A 14,823-nucleotide genomic window follows, 5' to 3' on the forward strand; every position below is an offset into this window, starting at 1 on the left:
AGCCCCTTATAAGCACCTACCAAGTAATAAATCACTAAGAAAAAACAAAACAAAAACAACTACAAGAACAAAAAAGCGTGAAAAAATAAAACCGTCGTTGTAGTAGTTAAAAAAATTTGGAATTCAACTGCAAAAATCAATTCCTCACTCCTATATGTATATTGAAGGATTGAAATCTGCCTTTTTATAAGTGCGAGGGGGAGGTAAACATATGGCGGTGTACCGTAATGTGCAAGTGAACTTTTGGCAAGATGAATTCATATTAGATTTAACGCCAGAGGAGCGTTATTTTTACATATATTTGTTAACTGGTACGAAAACGAAAACGAAGCAATGTGGAATTTACGTATTACTGAAGCGTGTGGCAGAACTTGAAACAGGCTACAGTATGGAGACTGTCGAGAAGCTGTTAAATAGGTTTGTTGCATATGGGAAAATTTTATACGATGCGGAAACGAAAGAGTTATACATACTAAATTGGTTACACTATAACCCTATTTTAAATATGAATGTAGAAAAATGTGTGTTACGTGAGTTAAAGACTGTAAAAAATAAAGAATTCATACATATGTTTTTACGTAAATGTCTGAAAGAAGAATGGAAGATTCCATTGTTGTTACAGCATTTTGGTATGCCAGAGGAAGAGGATACTAGTAGTTTACAAGAAGTTGTTGAAAAAATAGAAGATATGGAAGTGGAAGAGGATACTCAACATAGTGAAGTTTACAAATTTTACGAACAAAATATAAGTAGTCTATCTCCATATATTGTGAAGGAATTGAAGGGGTGGATACGAAAAGTTTCAGGAAATACCGTACTAGAGGCACTTAAAATTGCGTTTGAACAGAATAAGCGAACGTTTGCTTATGTGAAGGGGATTTTGAGGAATTGGTGTAAGAAAGGACGGGGGGATTTCAGTGGAAGAAAGGAAGGTGAAGTCTGTTTACATGACCCATAACATGAGAAAAGAAGGATTTTTCCTATTCAAAAAGGTTCTTTCAAAATAGAAGCGAATAGTTTGAGAAAGGAGGGGTTATATGGAAGTTGTTATAAAGAAGAAACGAACTAGGGGTAAGAGAATTTTCATTTGGTCTAGTAGTATTGTTCTTTTGTTAATGATTTGTACAGCTATTTTTTTGAACATATATACGCTTAGATCTGTGCCAAAGATAGATGGAACGATAAAGCTAGAGGATTTACAACGTGCTGTTACGGTAAAGCGGGATAGTAAAGGTGTACCGCATATTAAAGCGGAAAATGCACATGATTTATATTTTTCGCAAGGGTATGTACAAGCGCAAGATCGATTATTTCAAATGGATTTAAGTAGAAGGCAAGCTTCTGGGATGTTAAGTGAAGTTGTAGGGGAAGCAGCTGTTGATCGAGATAAGTTGTTTCGAACGCTCGGTTTACGGCGAGCAGCCGAAGCGTCTGTTAGCCAATATGATGGAGAAGCGAAATTTGCTCTGCAGTCATTTGCTGATGGGGTGAATGCCTTTATACGCGAGGCAAAAGGGGAAAAGAAATTGCCAGTTGAGTTTACTATATTAGGCTATGAACCTGCTGAATGGTCAATTGTGGATACGTTAACGATTGGAAAGTATATGGCGTTTGATTTAGGCGGACATTGGCACGGACAGGCGTTTCGGTATTGGGCGCTAAAAAATCTACCGAAAGAGCAAGCAAATGAGCTGTTTCCTACATATCCGAAAGATGCCCCTAGATTGCTAGCTGAACTGAAAAATACAAATGTAGACGTAGCACAAAGTTTTGCAAAAGCAATCATTCCACCAGAGTTTAATGGTAGTAATAACTGGGTTATAAGCGGTGAGAAGAGTGCGTCTGGTAAGCCAATTTTAGCGGATGATCCTCATTTATCACTTGCGACACCTTCTATTTGGTATCAATCGAAACTTGAGATGAAAGATTTACATGTGAGTGGCGTTATTTTCGCTGGCGTACCCGGGGTTATATTAGGACACAATGACAAAATAGCATGGGGCGTTACGAATACAGGTCCTGATGTGCAAGATTTATATATTGAGAAGAGAAATCCTAATAATGAAAATGAATTTCTATATAACGATAAGTGGGAAAAAGCGACTGTTGTGGATGAGTCTATTAAAGTAAAAGGCGGAAAGACAATACCGTATAACGTTACCGTTACGAGGCATGGTCCAGTTATTTCAGAGTTTGCGGATAAAGGGAAAGAGAAGACGAAAACAGTATTTGCTTTGAAATGGACTGCTTTGGAGCCTTCCGCTGAATTAAAGGCTGTATTAAATATGAATAAGGCGAAAGACTGGAATGAGTTTGAAACGGCACTGCAAGATTTTCATACACCAACTCAAAATTTTGTATTTGCATCAAACGACGGCACAATTGCTTATAAAGCAAATGGAAATATACCAGTGCGTAAAAAAGGTGATGGTAGTCTGCCAGTGCCAGGATGGACAGATGAATATGAATGGGAAGGGTATATCCCGTATGATCAGCTACCAAAAGTAATCAATCCAAAACAAGGGTTTATTTCAACTGCGAATAATAAAATTGTAGATGATAATTATCCGTATCATATTAGTAATACGTGGGCGCAGCCATATAGGCAAATGCGTATTCAAGAGTTTTTACAAGAGAAGGAAAAATATACAGTGAAAGATTTAGAAGAATTACAGATGGATCAAAAAAATTTATACGGGAAAGAGTTTACTCCTATATTTTTAAAAGAGTTAAATAAAGTATCTTTAAATGAAGTAGAGAAAGAAGGTGTAAAACAATTAGCGAAGTGGAATTTTTACGATAGTAAAGATGAGGCGGCACCGTTACTATTCCATTTATTAATGAAAGAGATTTCAAATACGTTATTTTCAAAAGAAATACCGAAAGATGTGATGGAGTTATTTGAAGGAAAGGCACAAGTTGTTGATGAATTAATTCGAAAAGAAGTAGCAGGAGAACATAGCGCTTGGTTTATGAAGTACGGAGGCTTCACAAAAGTTGTGCATACATCATACGAGAATGTAATGAAGAAATTACAGAAGGAATATGGACCAGATGTTACGGAGTGGAAGTGGGGTGATTACCATCAACTTGCTTTTACTCATCCAATTTCAAAATCATCTAGTGTGTTAGCACTACTTGCATTTAATCGTGAGAAAACAGTTCCAATTGGCGGAAGTCAAGTTACCGTTCAAGCAGCGAGTTACGGCGATAACGGTATTGTCAATCATGGAGCGTCTTGGAGATTCGTCATTGATACGAAAGATATGTCAAACGGTTATCATATTGTAGGGCCAGGACAATCAGGACATTTTAGAAGTGATTGGTATCATGATCAAATAGATGATTGGGTAAATGGCACGTATCATACGACTACATTGAATACGGAGGGGATAGAGGGGAAGGTGTTAAATTTGGAGCCGAAGTGATAGAGTGTTTTTGTTTGTGGAGAGGACTAGTAATAATCTTTTTGATAATGAAAGCTTATCATTTAGAACATAACCCAGTTCTTAAATCATTTTAACAGCCAGCCTACTATCATTTAATCTGATAGTAGGCTGTTTCCATCTTCGAAATACGCTGTAGCAACTTCTTCAGGATTACGATTATTTCCATATGCTGCAAGTGCTGTAACTAATAAAGCCATTACAACTATTAACATGATCATTCCAGTTTTAAGCGGAATTAGTTAACAAAGACCAGATATTATTTGCAACAGAACTGTTCCTCTGTACCCCTTGTTTCATCATTTTTCTAGGCCATCCAACTTGACAAATGTTTTTTTATCAAACTACAATGAAAATCATTATCAATAATATAGGGAGGATACTTTTGTCAATAAATGAAAAACAATATATTTATAGGTTAATAACTAGATGTTGTTAAGTCGTATGTACTATTTTTAGTTTAGCGTTGCCCAGAATGTACACCAATTAATCTCACGAATTACAAGAAAACTATTATTGAAATGAGGCTTGCATTGTGAAGTTGGACGTGAATGAGTTAGCAGAGTATCTTGCCAATACTCCTTTCCGAGTAGAAGGAGTATATCGTTATGCTAAAAATCCAGGTGTGCCTTGTGCTGAGTCTACAGATTCTTTCCCAGGATTTGTATTTCCGCTTACAGGGAAGACGGAATTTCAATTTAATGGTACGCCGTATACCCTTTCCCCAGGAAAAGTTATACATGGGGGTGCAAAAATGACATTAGCCCATAAAATGCTTGGTGAAATAAACTGGGAATATATTCTTGTTTTATATCGGATAAGCAATTCAGAACGAGAAGACTCTGGCTTTACTCATCAGCATTTTGAATTATTAACAGGACAATCTCCTCGTCTTGTCGAATTACTTATGCGTCTTTGGGATGTGTATAATCAGCGAGGAGGCATTTCGATGTTTCAGACTGAAATGCTATTTCGCGAAGCGTTGAATGAAGCTTTATTAAGTGTTGTCAATAGAGAAAACAACTATGAATCGCATACTTTATTCGAACGAATATCTAGTTACGTTCATAAATACTATTATAAAGATATTACAATACATACGCTTACAGAACAAAATAATGTTAATCGAAATCGTCTTTCTTACGTGTTTAGAAAGCATGCAGGTATGGGGCCAGCAGAATATTTATTGAACTATCGTATAAAGATGGCTCAAAAAATGTTATGTACAAGTGGTGTGTCTGTACAACAAATTGCGCAGGCTGTTGGAATCGCAGACCCTTTTTATTTTAGTAGAGTTTTCAAGAAGCGAGTGGGTATTTCGCCTACTAAATATCGCGAGAAGTTCATCAATAATCCATACTAATGTCAACAGGGGTCCATTCTTATTTGAGAATCACTGTTCTATAATTATGGAGAGTTAAAGGAAACATTGGATTGAAAGTACTTTCATTGAAATCACTCCTTTGTACTATCTGAATGAAAAGTTCTGGCCTGAGCATTTTCTTTTTAAGCGTAATAACGACTTTTTTACTTAGATTACTGTAATATAGTGGAAGTTGAAAATAAGGAGGGATCATTATCCATTACCAACCTATTAAACTAAATGACGAGTTATCTAAAATTAACGATTATTGGTATCCACAAGTGATTAGTGAAATGAATGACGATCAAATTCAGCTTTTTAAAGCTAATGGAGATTTTATATGGCATGAGCATCCTAATACGGATAAGCTATTTATTGTGCTTGAAGGGGAGATGTTCATCGATTTCCGTGATGGACAGGTGAAAATTTCTAAGGGCGAGATGTTTATTGTCCCGAGAGGCGTTGAGCATAAACCTTTCACTGAAAAGGAATCCCACATCATGTTGGTAGAGCCTAAAAGGGAAATGGATTGATAATCGTAAAAAGATAAAAAAGGAGCGGAAACCCGTTCCTTTTTTTATTTATCTTACTATTTTTAGGAGGTTAGTATGAATAGCATTTTTATCAATAAAAATTTATTGGTTTTTTTGTGGAATATATATGAAACGTTGTATAAAATAATCAAGAAAGCCAAAAATTATAGGGGGAAAGTTGTGAAGAAAAATAAGAGTTTAATAAGTTTTTTAGGAGTGTTTATTATGCTGTTTTCTTTTTGTTTTCAAGGAAATGTACAAGCAGATGTAAATACTGTTCAATCTGGAAAAATCAAATCAGGAAATGTAACGGTATGGGAAGTTGGAAATGTAGCGAAAGTGTTAGCTGATGTAGAGCGCTTAAATTTAAATACAGTAAATGTACCGATTCAGGTAGATATTCCGAATGTGACTTCTACGAATATGGTAATTAATCAAGCCCAAAAGCAACAGGCTATTATTTTAATTCAAGAATTATTAAAGCGTAATATTCAAGTTATAGTCGAACCGTTCCCATATATTCAGCAAGGGAATGTTGGGGAAACGGAATGGAATCCAAGTAATATTAATGATTTCTTCTGGAATTGGAAAACGGTTATTTTGCAAGACATCTTTAACTCGATTACAAGTAAATACAATGTGTACGGGCTCAAGATTGCTTCTAATTTCGTTAATATGGAGTATGCAGAAGGATATTGGAACGATACGATTGATTTCGTCCGTCAGCAGTATAAAGGAAATGTTTTGTATCAAATGAATTGGTGGCTAACAGCAAGCTGGGATCCTTCTTATGAAGCGAAGTTTATAGAGAAAATAAACCGTCCTTATTTAAAGAAGGTAGACATTGTTAGTATCGATAGTTGGTTTGAAGTTTCTGGAAAAAGAAATCCATCATATGAAGAAGTGAAGCAAAGTTTATTTGCGACGACAGTATATAACCGTGGACAAAATGTTGTTCAGCAACTAGAACAATTACATAAAGCAACAGGAAAACCGGTTTACTTTGGCGGATTTAACGTTCCAGCGCGTGAACTAGGCTTGCAAAATCCGTGGAATCCAGATGTTTCTAATGTGTTTTCAAAAGACGTACAATTAAACGGATGGCGCGCTTACCGTGACGTATTAGAACCAAAGCCATATTTTAAAGGTTTTTCAATTTGGTTTATTGGTTCTAATGATAGTACGCATGCGTATCAAATACATAGTCAAGAAACGGCGGCAGTTATTAACGGCTGGTACCGAAAATAATTTTTATAAAATAGGTAAGTTTTAAAGTTTACCACATATATTTCTAGTGAAAGGCCTTTCACCATCTTATCACCTAGGGGGCAATCATAATGAAATTTTTGTCTTACCTTACAGTAATTTTGGTGATTCTTGGCGGTTTGAATTGGTTATTTGTAGCGTTAGATTACAATGTAGTTGAGAAATGGTTTGGTTCTATGCCGGCGCTTGTGGACACTATTTATTGGCTCATTGGTCTTTCGGCAATTTATCAAATTTTTGATCGGTTCTTTACGGATAATTAGCTATTATTCTTTTATTACTAGAGTGTTAAGTACGATTATGTACTTAACACTTTTTTATATGTTTATAAAAAAGTTTACACATGCAAGCGATTCCATTGCTTCTTGCGCCGTAATACTAGAAAAGAAATTGACCGTGTCTTGTATTGTGGGTTATAATTCAGAAAGTTTAAAAATATTAAAATGAGAAATAGGGAGGTCATCCGGGTGATGGAAAGAGTGTATAATTTTTCAGCAGGACCATCAATACTCCCTTTGCCAGTTTTAGAGAAAGTGCAAAAGGAGCTTGTAAATTATAACGGGACAGGCATGTCTATTATGGAAATGAGTCATCGATCTTCTTATTTTCAAAGTATTATAGAGGAAGCGAGTAGCTTGCTTCGTGAATTAATGAACATTCCTGATGAGTATGAAGTATTGTTTTTACAAGGCGGTGCGTCATTACAATTTTCTATGATACCGCTGAATGTAATGAATACGTATAAAAAAGCAGGATATATATTGACTGGTTCATGGTCTAAAAAGGCGATGCAAGAAGCTGAAAAAGTAGGAGAAGTGCAAGTGATTGCTTCTTCTGAAAATGAGAAGTTTACTACAATTCCTAAACTGGATGGTTTACTAGGCGATGAAAAACTAGATTATGTACATATTACAACGAACAATACAATTGAGGGAACGAAGTATGTGGACATTCCACATGTAGATAAAGTACCGCTCGTTGCGGATATGTCCTCAAATATTTTATCAGAACGATATGATGTTTCGAAGTTTGGTCTTATATATGCGGGAGCGCAAAAGAATTTAGGGCCAGCAGGCTTAACGATTGTAATTATAAAAAGAGATTTAATTGGGGGAGCAGATCGCTCTTGTCCTACGATGTTAAACTATGAAACTTACAGCAAAAATAACTCCTTATATAATACACCGCCGTCCTTTAGTATTTACGTAACGAAACTTGTACTAGAGTGGCTGAAAGAGCAAGGTGGGGTATCTGCGATTGAAGAACAAAATAGAATGAAATCTTCACTTCTTTATAATTTCTTAGATGAATCAAAATTGTTTACTTCACCAGTTGATCCTACGTATCGATCACTTATGAACATTCCGTTTACAACACCGTCAGAAGAGCTGAACAGTGAGTTTCTACAAAAAGCGAAAGAACGAGGACTTGTTACGCTAAAAGGGCATCGATCAGTCGGTGGTATGCGCGCAAGTATTTATAATGCGATGCCAGCACATGGCGTACAGCAATTAGTAAATTATATGAAGGAATTTGAGCTTGAGAATAGATAGGGAGATGGGGATATGTTTCGTGTTCAAACGTTAAATCAAATTGCAGAAAAAGGTTTGCAAGTGCTTAGCGGAGAGCGCTATGAAGTAGGGGAGAGAATGGACCACCCAGACGGTATTTTACTTCGCAGCTATTCTTTACATCAAGAAGAGTTTTCAAAAGATTTAAAGGCGATTGCCAGAGCTGGTGCTGGTGTAAATAATATTCCCGTCGAGCGCTGTACAGAAAAAGGGATTGTAGTCTTTAATACGCCAGGGGCAAATGCTAATGCAGTAAAGGAACTCATTATCGCCAGTCTTATTATGTCTTCACGTAACATTATTAACGGAGTAAGCTGGACGAAAAATTTAGAAGGTGAAGAAGTACCGCAGCTTGTTGAATCAGGAAAAAAACAATTTGTTGGATCTGAAATTGCGGGAAAACGTCTAGGAGTTATCGGGCTTGGTGCAATAGGTGCTTTAGTTGCGAACGATGCGTTAGCTTTAGGGATGGATGTTGTCGGATATGACCCTTACATTTCAGTTGAAACAGCTTGGCGCCTTTCTCCACATGTGCAAAGAGCATTTAGTTTAGATGAAATTTTTGCAACGTGTGATTATATTACCCTTCATATTCCTCTTACGAATCAAACGAAGGGGATTATTGGAGAACACGCTGTAGAGAAGATGAAAAAAGGGATGCGTCTATTCAATTTTTCTAGAGGTGAACTTGTAGATGAAAAGGTTCTTCAAAAAGCGTTAGAAGAAGATGTTATTGCACATTACGTAACGGACTTCCCAAATGAAAATGTGATAAAGATGAAAAATGTAACTGCGACGCCACACCTTGGTGCATCTACGTCTGAATCAGAAGAAAATTGTGCGGTCATGGCAGCGCGTCAATTACGTGAATATTTAGAGACAGGAAATATTCGTAACTCAGTCAACTATCCAAACGTAGAATTGCCGTATATCGGAAAGAAACGTATTACAATCATGCATCAAAACGTTCCGAACATGGTAGGACAAATTACAGGATGTTTAGCAGAACATCATATAAATATTGCGGATATGATTAATCGTAGTAAACATTCTTGGGCGTACACGATGATTGATATTGATAACGGAATTGATGATATAATAAAAGAGAACATTGTGGAAAATATAAGCAAAATTACAGGTGTTGTAGCCGTTCGAATGATTGTGTAAAGGAGAGAGGAATGTGGCAAAAATCCGACCGTTTCGGGCCATTCGTCCAGTAGAAGAAAAAGCAGCACAAGTTGCAGCTTTACCATATGACGTATTAAATAGTGAAGAAGCAAGAGAGGTTGTAAAAGGGAATCCGTATTCTTTCTTACACGTTGATAAAGCAGAAATTGATTTAGACCCAGCGCTTTCACCGTACGATGATCGCGTATATGAAAAAGCGGGTGAAAATTTAAATCGATTGATACGAGAAGAAGTGTTCATTCAAGACGAAGAGCCAGCACTATATATTTATGAACTGACGATGCAAGGTAGAAAGCAGTCCGGCCTTGTCGTTTGTACGTCTATTGATGAGTATGAAGACGATACAATTAAAAAACATGAAAGAACGCGTCATGAAAAAGAACTAGATCGTATTCGTCACGTAGATGTATGTGACGCAAATACAGGTCCTATCTTTTTAACGTATCGTACAAAAGAAGAAGTGAAACGTTTCATCGCAAGCTGGAAAGAAGAACATGCGCCAATCTATACATTTACAGCAGAAGACGGGGTTAGGCATGTTGCTTGGAAAATAACAGATGAAGAAGTAATTGCAGGCCTAGTAAACGTATTTGAAGACATTCCTAATCTTTACATTGCAGATGGACATCACCGCTCCGCATCAGCTGCAAAAGTAGGGCTTATGCGAAGAGAACAATATCCGAACTACACAGGAGAAGAAGAGTTTAATTTCTTCCTATCAGTTTTATTCCCTCACGATGAATTATCAATTTGGGACTATAACCGAGTTGTGAAAGATTTAAATGGCTTGTCAGAGGAGCAGTTTTTAAATCAAATTACGCAGTACTTTTGTGTAGAAGAAGCATCTGTTTCTCCGTATAAACCAAATGAACCAAAAACATTTGGCATGTATGTGAACGAGAAGTGGTATAAGCTCACAGTGAAAGAGGAAACGTTTGATGCGAATGATCTTGTGAAAGGTTTAGATGTATCTATTTTGCAAGATCACTTATTAAGCCAAGTACTTGAAATACATGATCCGCGATCTGATTCACGTATCGACTTTGTCGGAGGAATCCGCGGATTAGAAGAACTAGAACGCCTTGTAAATAGCGGTGAATATAAAGCGGCGTTCTCATTATATCCGACATCAATGGAATCTTTATTAGCAATCGCAGACGCTGGAGAAGTTATGCCGCCAAAATCAACGTGGTTTGAACCGAAACTGCGTAGTGGGTTATTTGTACATTCGTTAAAGTAAATAGACTTCATTAGTTTGAAAAACCGAAATGATTTTAGTTTCGGTTTTTTTATTTTAAAAGAGTTAAGGACATTCCTAGTATTACAAGAAATGTCCTTTCCACTAATTTATAGGATGTTTTGCTAAAATTTAAACTCTAAAATTAGTTTACTAGTTTGACCTGTAAACTGATAATTATAGAATCCTCGTAGGTTTTCTAAGTTACCGGTAGCTTTAATAATTGTTCCTGGGGAATCTAAATTTCCTTTATCAAATATTCCTTGCTCTATAGCTGTAAATGTCCCTTGTTGCCCCTTATAAATCCCTTCAAAGTGTAAAAATCCAGAAATTTTAGCAGTAGCCAAGTGACCATCATTTATATTTGAGTCTAAATAATATAATAAGTATTCAACAAAAGCTTTTCCTTTTAATTCCCCATCAATATCATATTCAACATGAGCAATATTAATAGGAAAATCTTTTCTAGTGTCATCAATTGGTTTTTCATCCCATTTACTTACTGTAAATGTTACTTCCATACACGTAATCTCCCTCCAATTATATACTTTTAAAAAGTACCAATTCACAGACATATCTCATAGGAGTGTTTTTATTCATTCCACGCCACTCTCTAAAATAGAAAAAGATACATTTTCACAATCAATTTCTGCCATTGCGCCGTAAGGTAAAATAAACTTCGGTTCAGTATGGCCAAAATTAAAATTATAAAGAATCGGCAAATCTTCTAAGTTATGTTCTTTCATTACTTGCAGTATTTCGTGTTTATATTCTTCATAATACATTTCGTCTTTTGGTTTACCAAAAATGATACCTTTTGCTTTTTGCAGAATGCCTTGCGCTGCATAATTTCGCAACCAATACTTTATATAACTTGGTTCTGGATGATCTTCAGAAGTTTCAAAGAAGAGAATGCTATCCTCCCAATGTTTTTTCTCAGGCTAAAGTTCCGTTCCTTTTGCAAATTCCAGTACTTCTATACATCCGCCAATTAAACGCCCTTGTACAGTAGTAGAACCTTGAAGTACCTCATATCCATTGTTTTGCTGCATCGTCCGTCTTGTATCCTTATTTACTTCTATCCATTCTAAACGCTCACTCGTCCATTCATGAGCTGGTTGAATTTCGCCAATCGTTTCATTGGAAAAGAGAGTTCGATTTACCATTTCAATTGTATATGGATCCATTTCTACATTTTCGGCAAAGTCGGTCAAAATTGCCGGACCGTATAAAGAGGAAAGGCCTGCTTTATGACAAAATAAATGTGAAATAGTAACGTCAGAGTATCCCATAAAAATTTTCGGGTTTTCACGTATTACATTAAAATCTATATAGGGAAGTAAGCGAATGCTATCTTCACCGCCAATATTCGCAATAATTGCTTTCACGCGCGTATCTTGAAATGCTGTCATTAAATCTTCCGCACGAGCTTGTGGGTTGTTATAAATGAATTCGCTACCTTTTAAACTATTTGGCATGGGAACAACCGTAAGACCGAAAACTTCTTCTAATCTCTTTACCCCTTGCTCATATCGCCATCTTATTTCAGGATCACCTGCTCCTCCCCATGAAGGACTTACTGTTGCCACAACATCTCCTGCCTGTAATCTCTTTGGTTTTATTAACATGTTAACTCCGCTCCTACATAATGTAATGGACTACGATTATCAAACTGTAGTATTGAAAAATATGATGCATGACATTAGTTTCTTCATCATCAATTCGTTTACCTGCTGGTGTACAAGAATTTAGCAGTAGTATTGAATATAGGGAAAAACGCTTTATATTTAAAAAGTACAGTATGCAACATTGCATAAGAAAGAGGGTTGCTATTTTTTATAACTTGTAACTATAATGGTTACAGGTTGGTCGTATCCAATCAAATATAAAATCATCATGAATGGAGATGTTTCATAATGGGTATGAAAAAATTAATTTTAGCAGGTGCTTTAGGAATCGCAGCATTATCAGGAACAAATTTACCAGGACTAGAAGTAACAAAAGCGAGTGCAGCTTCTATTGAATCGAATTTCTCGACGTTAGAAGGACGAGTAGTAGAAGTAGATAACGGTGTAATTGTTGTTAAATCTAAGCAATATGAGGAACCTGTTAGTGTATATATAGATTCACTTTCAAATGTGAAAGTAGGAGATGAAGTAAAAGCTACTGGATCTATGATGCGTAATTTTACAGAATATATGGTTGCAACTGCAATTGAAAATACAACAAACAAGTTAGGTATGCATATGAAAGAAGATGGCTCACCTGATTATGTAATTGGAGAAGTAGCAAAAGTAGGAACGATGGAAGATGAGGGAGACGGTGCTACTAAATATGTCGTAGTGGAATATCCATCGCTAAACGGGAAGAAAGTGATTATTGATGTTTTCTTAACAAAGGGACAAGTATTTCATACGGGTGAGAAAGTGAAAATTGATATGAAGTATGTAGGCTGGGGCGGAAGTTCTATTAACTGGAACACAGTTGACCATATTGAAAAAGTTCATGAGGTAAAGAGCAACGTTGAAAATAATGATGATGTTTGGATTTGGTCTTAATTAGATTTCTGTAAATAATAAATGGATTATTCCGTACCTAGCAAATGGTCATACACATGACCATTTGCTAGGTACTTTTTTGTTTTGTATTTTTTGAGAATAAGGTATTCCTGACTAGAATATGATGTTTAAATCGGAGTGAATTTAAAAAATACAATAATGAAAGAGGTGTTTATATATGGAGCGAGATGAGAAGTATTTACGAGCTAAAAAAAGGGTGGAGAATTTAAAAGCGTTTTATATTCATTTAACGGTGTATATACTAGTTAACTTAATGCTTTTTTTCATAAATATAAGTTCTGATTCAAGTAAATTATGGTTTTTATATCCACTTGGAGGTTGGGGGATTGGTATCGTTATACATGGTTTAACAACTTTTCCATTTGGGATATTCGGAAAAGAGTGGGAAGAACGAAAGATTAAAGAGTATATGGAGAAAGATAAGTGAATTTATTTTTGGAATGTATGAATATAAATCTCTACAATCAAATGCTTGATGCGAAGCCTATTCTATAGCTTCGCCTATTTGTTTTGTACTCGAAGTTTGCGCGAGTGAGAGTGTTCCTATTCACTTTTCAGCGTAAATTGCATATGAAATCAAAACTTTACTTGTAGTACATAATAAATACAGTTGTTACCCTTTTAAAATTACATGTGGATATAGGATAAAGTTAATTTATCACCCTATATTAAAATAAAAATAAACTACTGTTCGATTTGAATATTCCACGATATAATGGTGAGAGTTTATGACAGAATAAATATTTACATAAGAAGTGAGGTACTGTATGAAAAAAAGAACGACAGACATTATTTTTATTATTATCGGTGCATTTCTTTTTGCGTTAGGTGTCAATTTGTTTGTTATCCCGAACGAGTTTGGTGAGGGTGGGGTAACAGGTATCACGATTATTACGTACTATTTATTTGAATGGTCACCAGGTTTAGTCAATTTAATTTTAAATGCGATTTTGTTAATAGTCGGTTATAAATTTTTAAATAAAATCACAACGATTTATACGATTATCGCTGTAGTTACGAACTCGCTATTTCTTCATTTAACAGAAGGATGGACGATTGCTTCTGATGAAATGCTCGTAAATGCCATTTTCGGTGGAATATTTATCGGGTGCGGGATTGGTCTCATCATTCGCGTTGGTGGAACGACAGCAGGTACTACTATCTTAGCAAGAATGACGCATAAGTATTTAGGCTGGAGTATTAGTTACGGTTTACTGTTCTTCGATTTAATCGTTGCATTTTCATCTTATTTCATCATTGGTGCAGAAAAACTGATGCTGACAATTATTATGCTATATGTAGGAACGAAAGTAATGGAATTTGTAATTGAAGGTTTAAATCCGAAAAAGGCCATTACAATTATTTCTGATAATCCGGATGAAATTGCCGGGAAGGTGACAACCTTAATGGGCAGAGGGGTTACCGTGTATTCAGGTCATGGCTATTACACGAAAACGCCGAAGGACATTCTATATGTTGTTATTAATAAACAAGAAGTAGTGAAGCTAAAGCGGATTGTTCAAACTACAGATCCAGCTGCGTTCATTGCTATACACGATGTTCGTGACGTATTCGGAGAAGGATTTGTTGATATTTCTAAGGCTTAAAAATTGTTTTTGATTAAAATAATCTTAATACTG

Annotated in this window: 13 protein-coding genes and 1 pseudogene; 12 read left to right on the forward strand and 2 right to left on the reverse strand. The window is 35.8% G+C overall.

The genetic code is table 11. The features are described 5' to 3' along the window. Positions 1-211: 211 nt before the first annotated feature. The 9 genes from QCI73_RS11350 (at position 212) to QCI73_RS11390 (ending at position 10,607) form a co-directional block, all read left to right on the forward strand. Complete coding sequence (locus QCI73_RS11350; protein WP_353822939.1) at positions 212-958, forward strand: DnaD domain-containing protein; 747 nt, start codon at positions 212-214, stop codon at positions 956-958. A 79-nt stretch (positions 959-1,037) separates the two neighbouring features. Then, positions 1,038-3,428: a penicillin acylase family protein gene (locus QCI73_RS11355; protein ID WP_353822940.1), complete on the forward strand. Its 2,391-nt coding sequence runs from the start codon at positions 1,038-1,040 to the stop codon at positions 3,426-3,428. A gap of 553 nt (positions 3,429-3,981) precedes the next feature. Then, positions 3,982-4,809 carry a helix-turn-helix transcriptional regulator gene (locus tag QCI73_RS11360; RefSeq protein ID WP_000762803.1) on the forward strand — a complete coding sequence of 276 codons (828 nt, stop codon included), beginning with the start codon at positions 3,982-3,984 and terminating at the stop codon, positions 4,807-4,809. 293 nt (positions 4,810-5,102) lie between these two features. Further along, positions 5,103-5,342, forward strand: coding sequence for a cupin domain-containing protein (locus tag QCI73_RS11365; protein ID WP_000997182.1), 240 nt, complete (start codon positions 5,103-5,105; stop codon positions 5,340-5,342). A 180-nt stretch (positions 5,343-5,522) separates the two neighbouring features. Next, complete coding sequence (locus QCI73_RS11370; protein WP_353822941.1) at positions 5,523-6,590, forward strand: glycoside hydrolase family 113; 1,068 nt, start codon at positions 5,523-5,525, stop codon at positions 6,588-6,590. An 89-nt stretch (positions 6,591-6,679) separates the two neighbouring features. Beyond that, positions 6,680-6,871: a DUF378 domain-containing protein gene (locus tag QCI73_RS11375; protein ID WP_000670803.1), complete on the forward strand. Its 192-nt coding sequence runs from the start codon at positions 6,680-6,682 to the stop codon at positions 6,869-6,871. A gap of 207 nt (positions 6,872-7,078) precedes the next feature. Then, positions 7,079-8,161 (forward strand): 3-phosphoserine/phosphohydroxythreonine transaminase, encoded by a 1,083-nt coding sequence (gene serC, locus QCI73_RS11380; RefSeq protein ID WP_071679866.1) that lies wholly within the window; start codon positions 7,079-7,081, stop codon positions 8,159-8,161. 12 nt (positions 8,162-8,173) lie between these two features. After that, positions 8,174-9,346, forward strand: a complete 1,173-nt coding sequence (locus QCI73_RS11385) for a 3-phosphoglycerate dehydrogenase family protein (protein ID WP_353822942.1) — start codon at positions 8,174-8,176, stop codon at positions 9,344-9,346. 13 nt (positions 9,347-9,359) lie between these two features. Beyond that, a complete protein-coding gene (locus QCI73_RS11390) occupies positions 9,360-10,607 on the forward strand; it encodes a DUF1015 domain-containing protein (protein ID WP_353822943.1) in 1,248 nt (415 codons plus the stop codon). 122 nt (positions 10,608-10,729) lie between these two features. On the opposite strand, the gene QCI73_RS11395 is transcribed toward QCI73_RS11390, so the two are convergent. Both QCI73_RS11395 and QCI73_RS11400 read right to left on the reverse strand, forming a co-directional pair. Continuing rightward, complete coding sequence (locus QCI73_RS11395; RefSeq protein ID WP_000454104.1) at positions 10,730-11,125, reverse strand: DUF3224 domain-containing protein; 396 nt, start codon at positions 11,123-11,125, stop codon at positions 10,730-10,732. Between the two features lie 75 nt (positions 11,126-11,200). Continuing rightward, positions 11,201-12,232: pseudogene (locus QCI73_RS11400) on the reverse strand (S66 family peptidase). A 288-nt stretch (positions 12,233-12,520) separates the two neighbouring features. Here QCI73_RS11400 and QCI73_RS11405 point away from each other — a divergent pair. The 3 genes from QCI73_RS11405 (at position 12,521) to QCI73_RS11415 (ending at position 14,790) form a co-directional block, all read left to right on the forward strand. Next, on the forward strand, positions 12,521-13,162 hold the full coding sequence (locus QCI73_RS11405; RefSeq protein WP_046198458.1) for an ATP F0F1 synthase subunit alpha: 642 nt from the start codon (positions 12,521-12,523) through the stop codon (positions 13,160-13,162). Positions 13,163-13,340: 178 nt separating this feature from the next. Next, positions 13,341-13,610 (forward strand): 2TM domain-containing protein, encoded by a 270-nt coding sequence (locus QCI73_RS11410; protein ID WP_029438937.1) that lies wholly within the window; start codon positions 13,341-13,343, stop codon positions 13,608-13,610. Positions 13,611-13,950: 340 nt separating this feature from the next. Next, positions 13,951-14,790, forward strand: coding sequence for a YitT family protein (locus QCI73_RS11415; protein WP_000747499.1), 840 nt, complete (start codon positions 13,951-13,953; stop codon positions 14,788-14,790). Positions 14,791-14,823: the final 33 nt, after the last annotated feature.

The organism is Bacillus cereus group sp. MG16 (assembly GCF_040459875.1).
In the GTDB taxonomy this organism is placed as follows: domain Bacteria; phylum Bacillota; class Bacilli; order Bacillales; family Bacillaceae_G; genus Bacillus_A; species Bacillus_A paranthracis.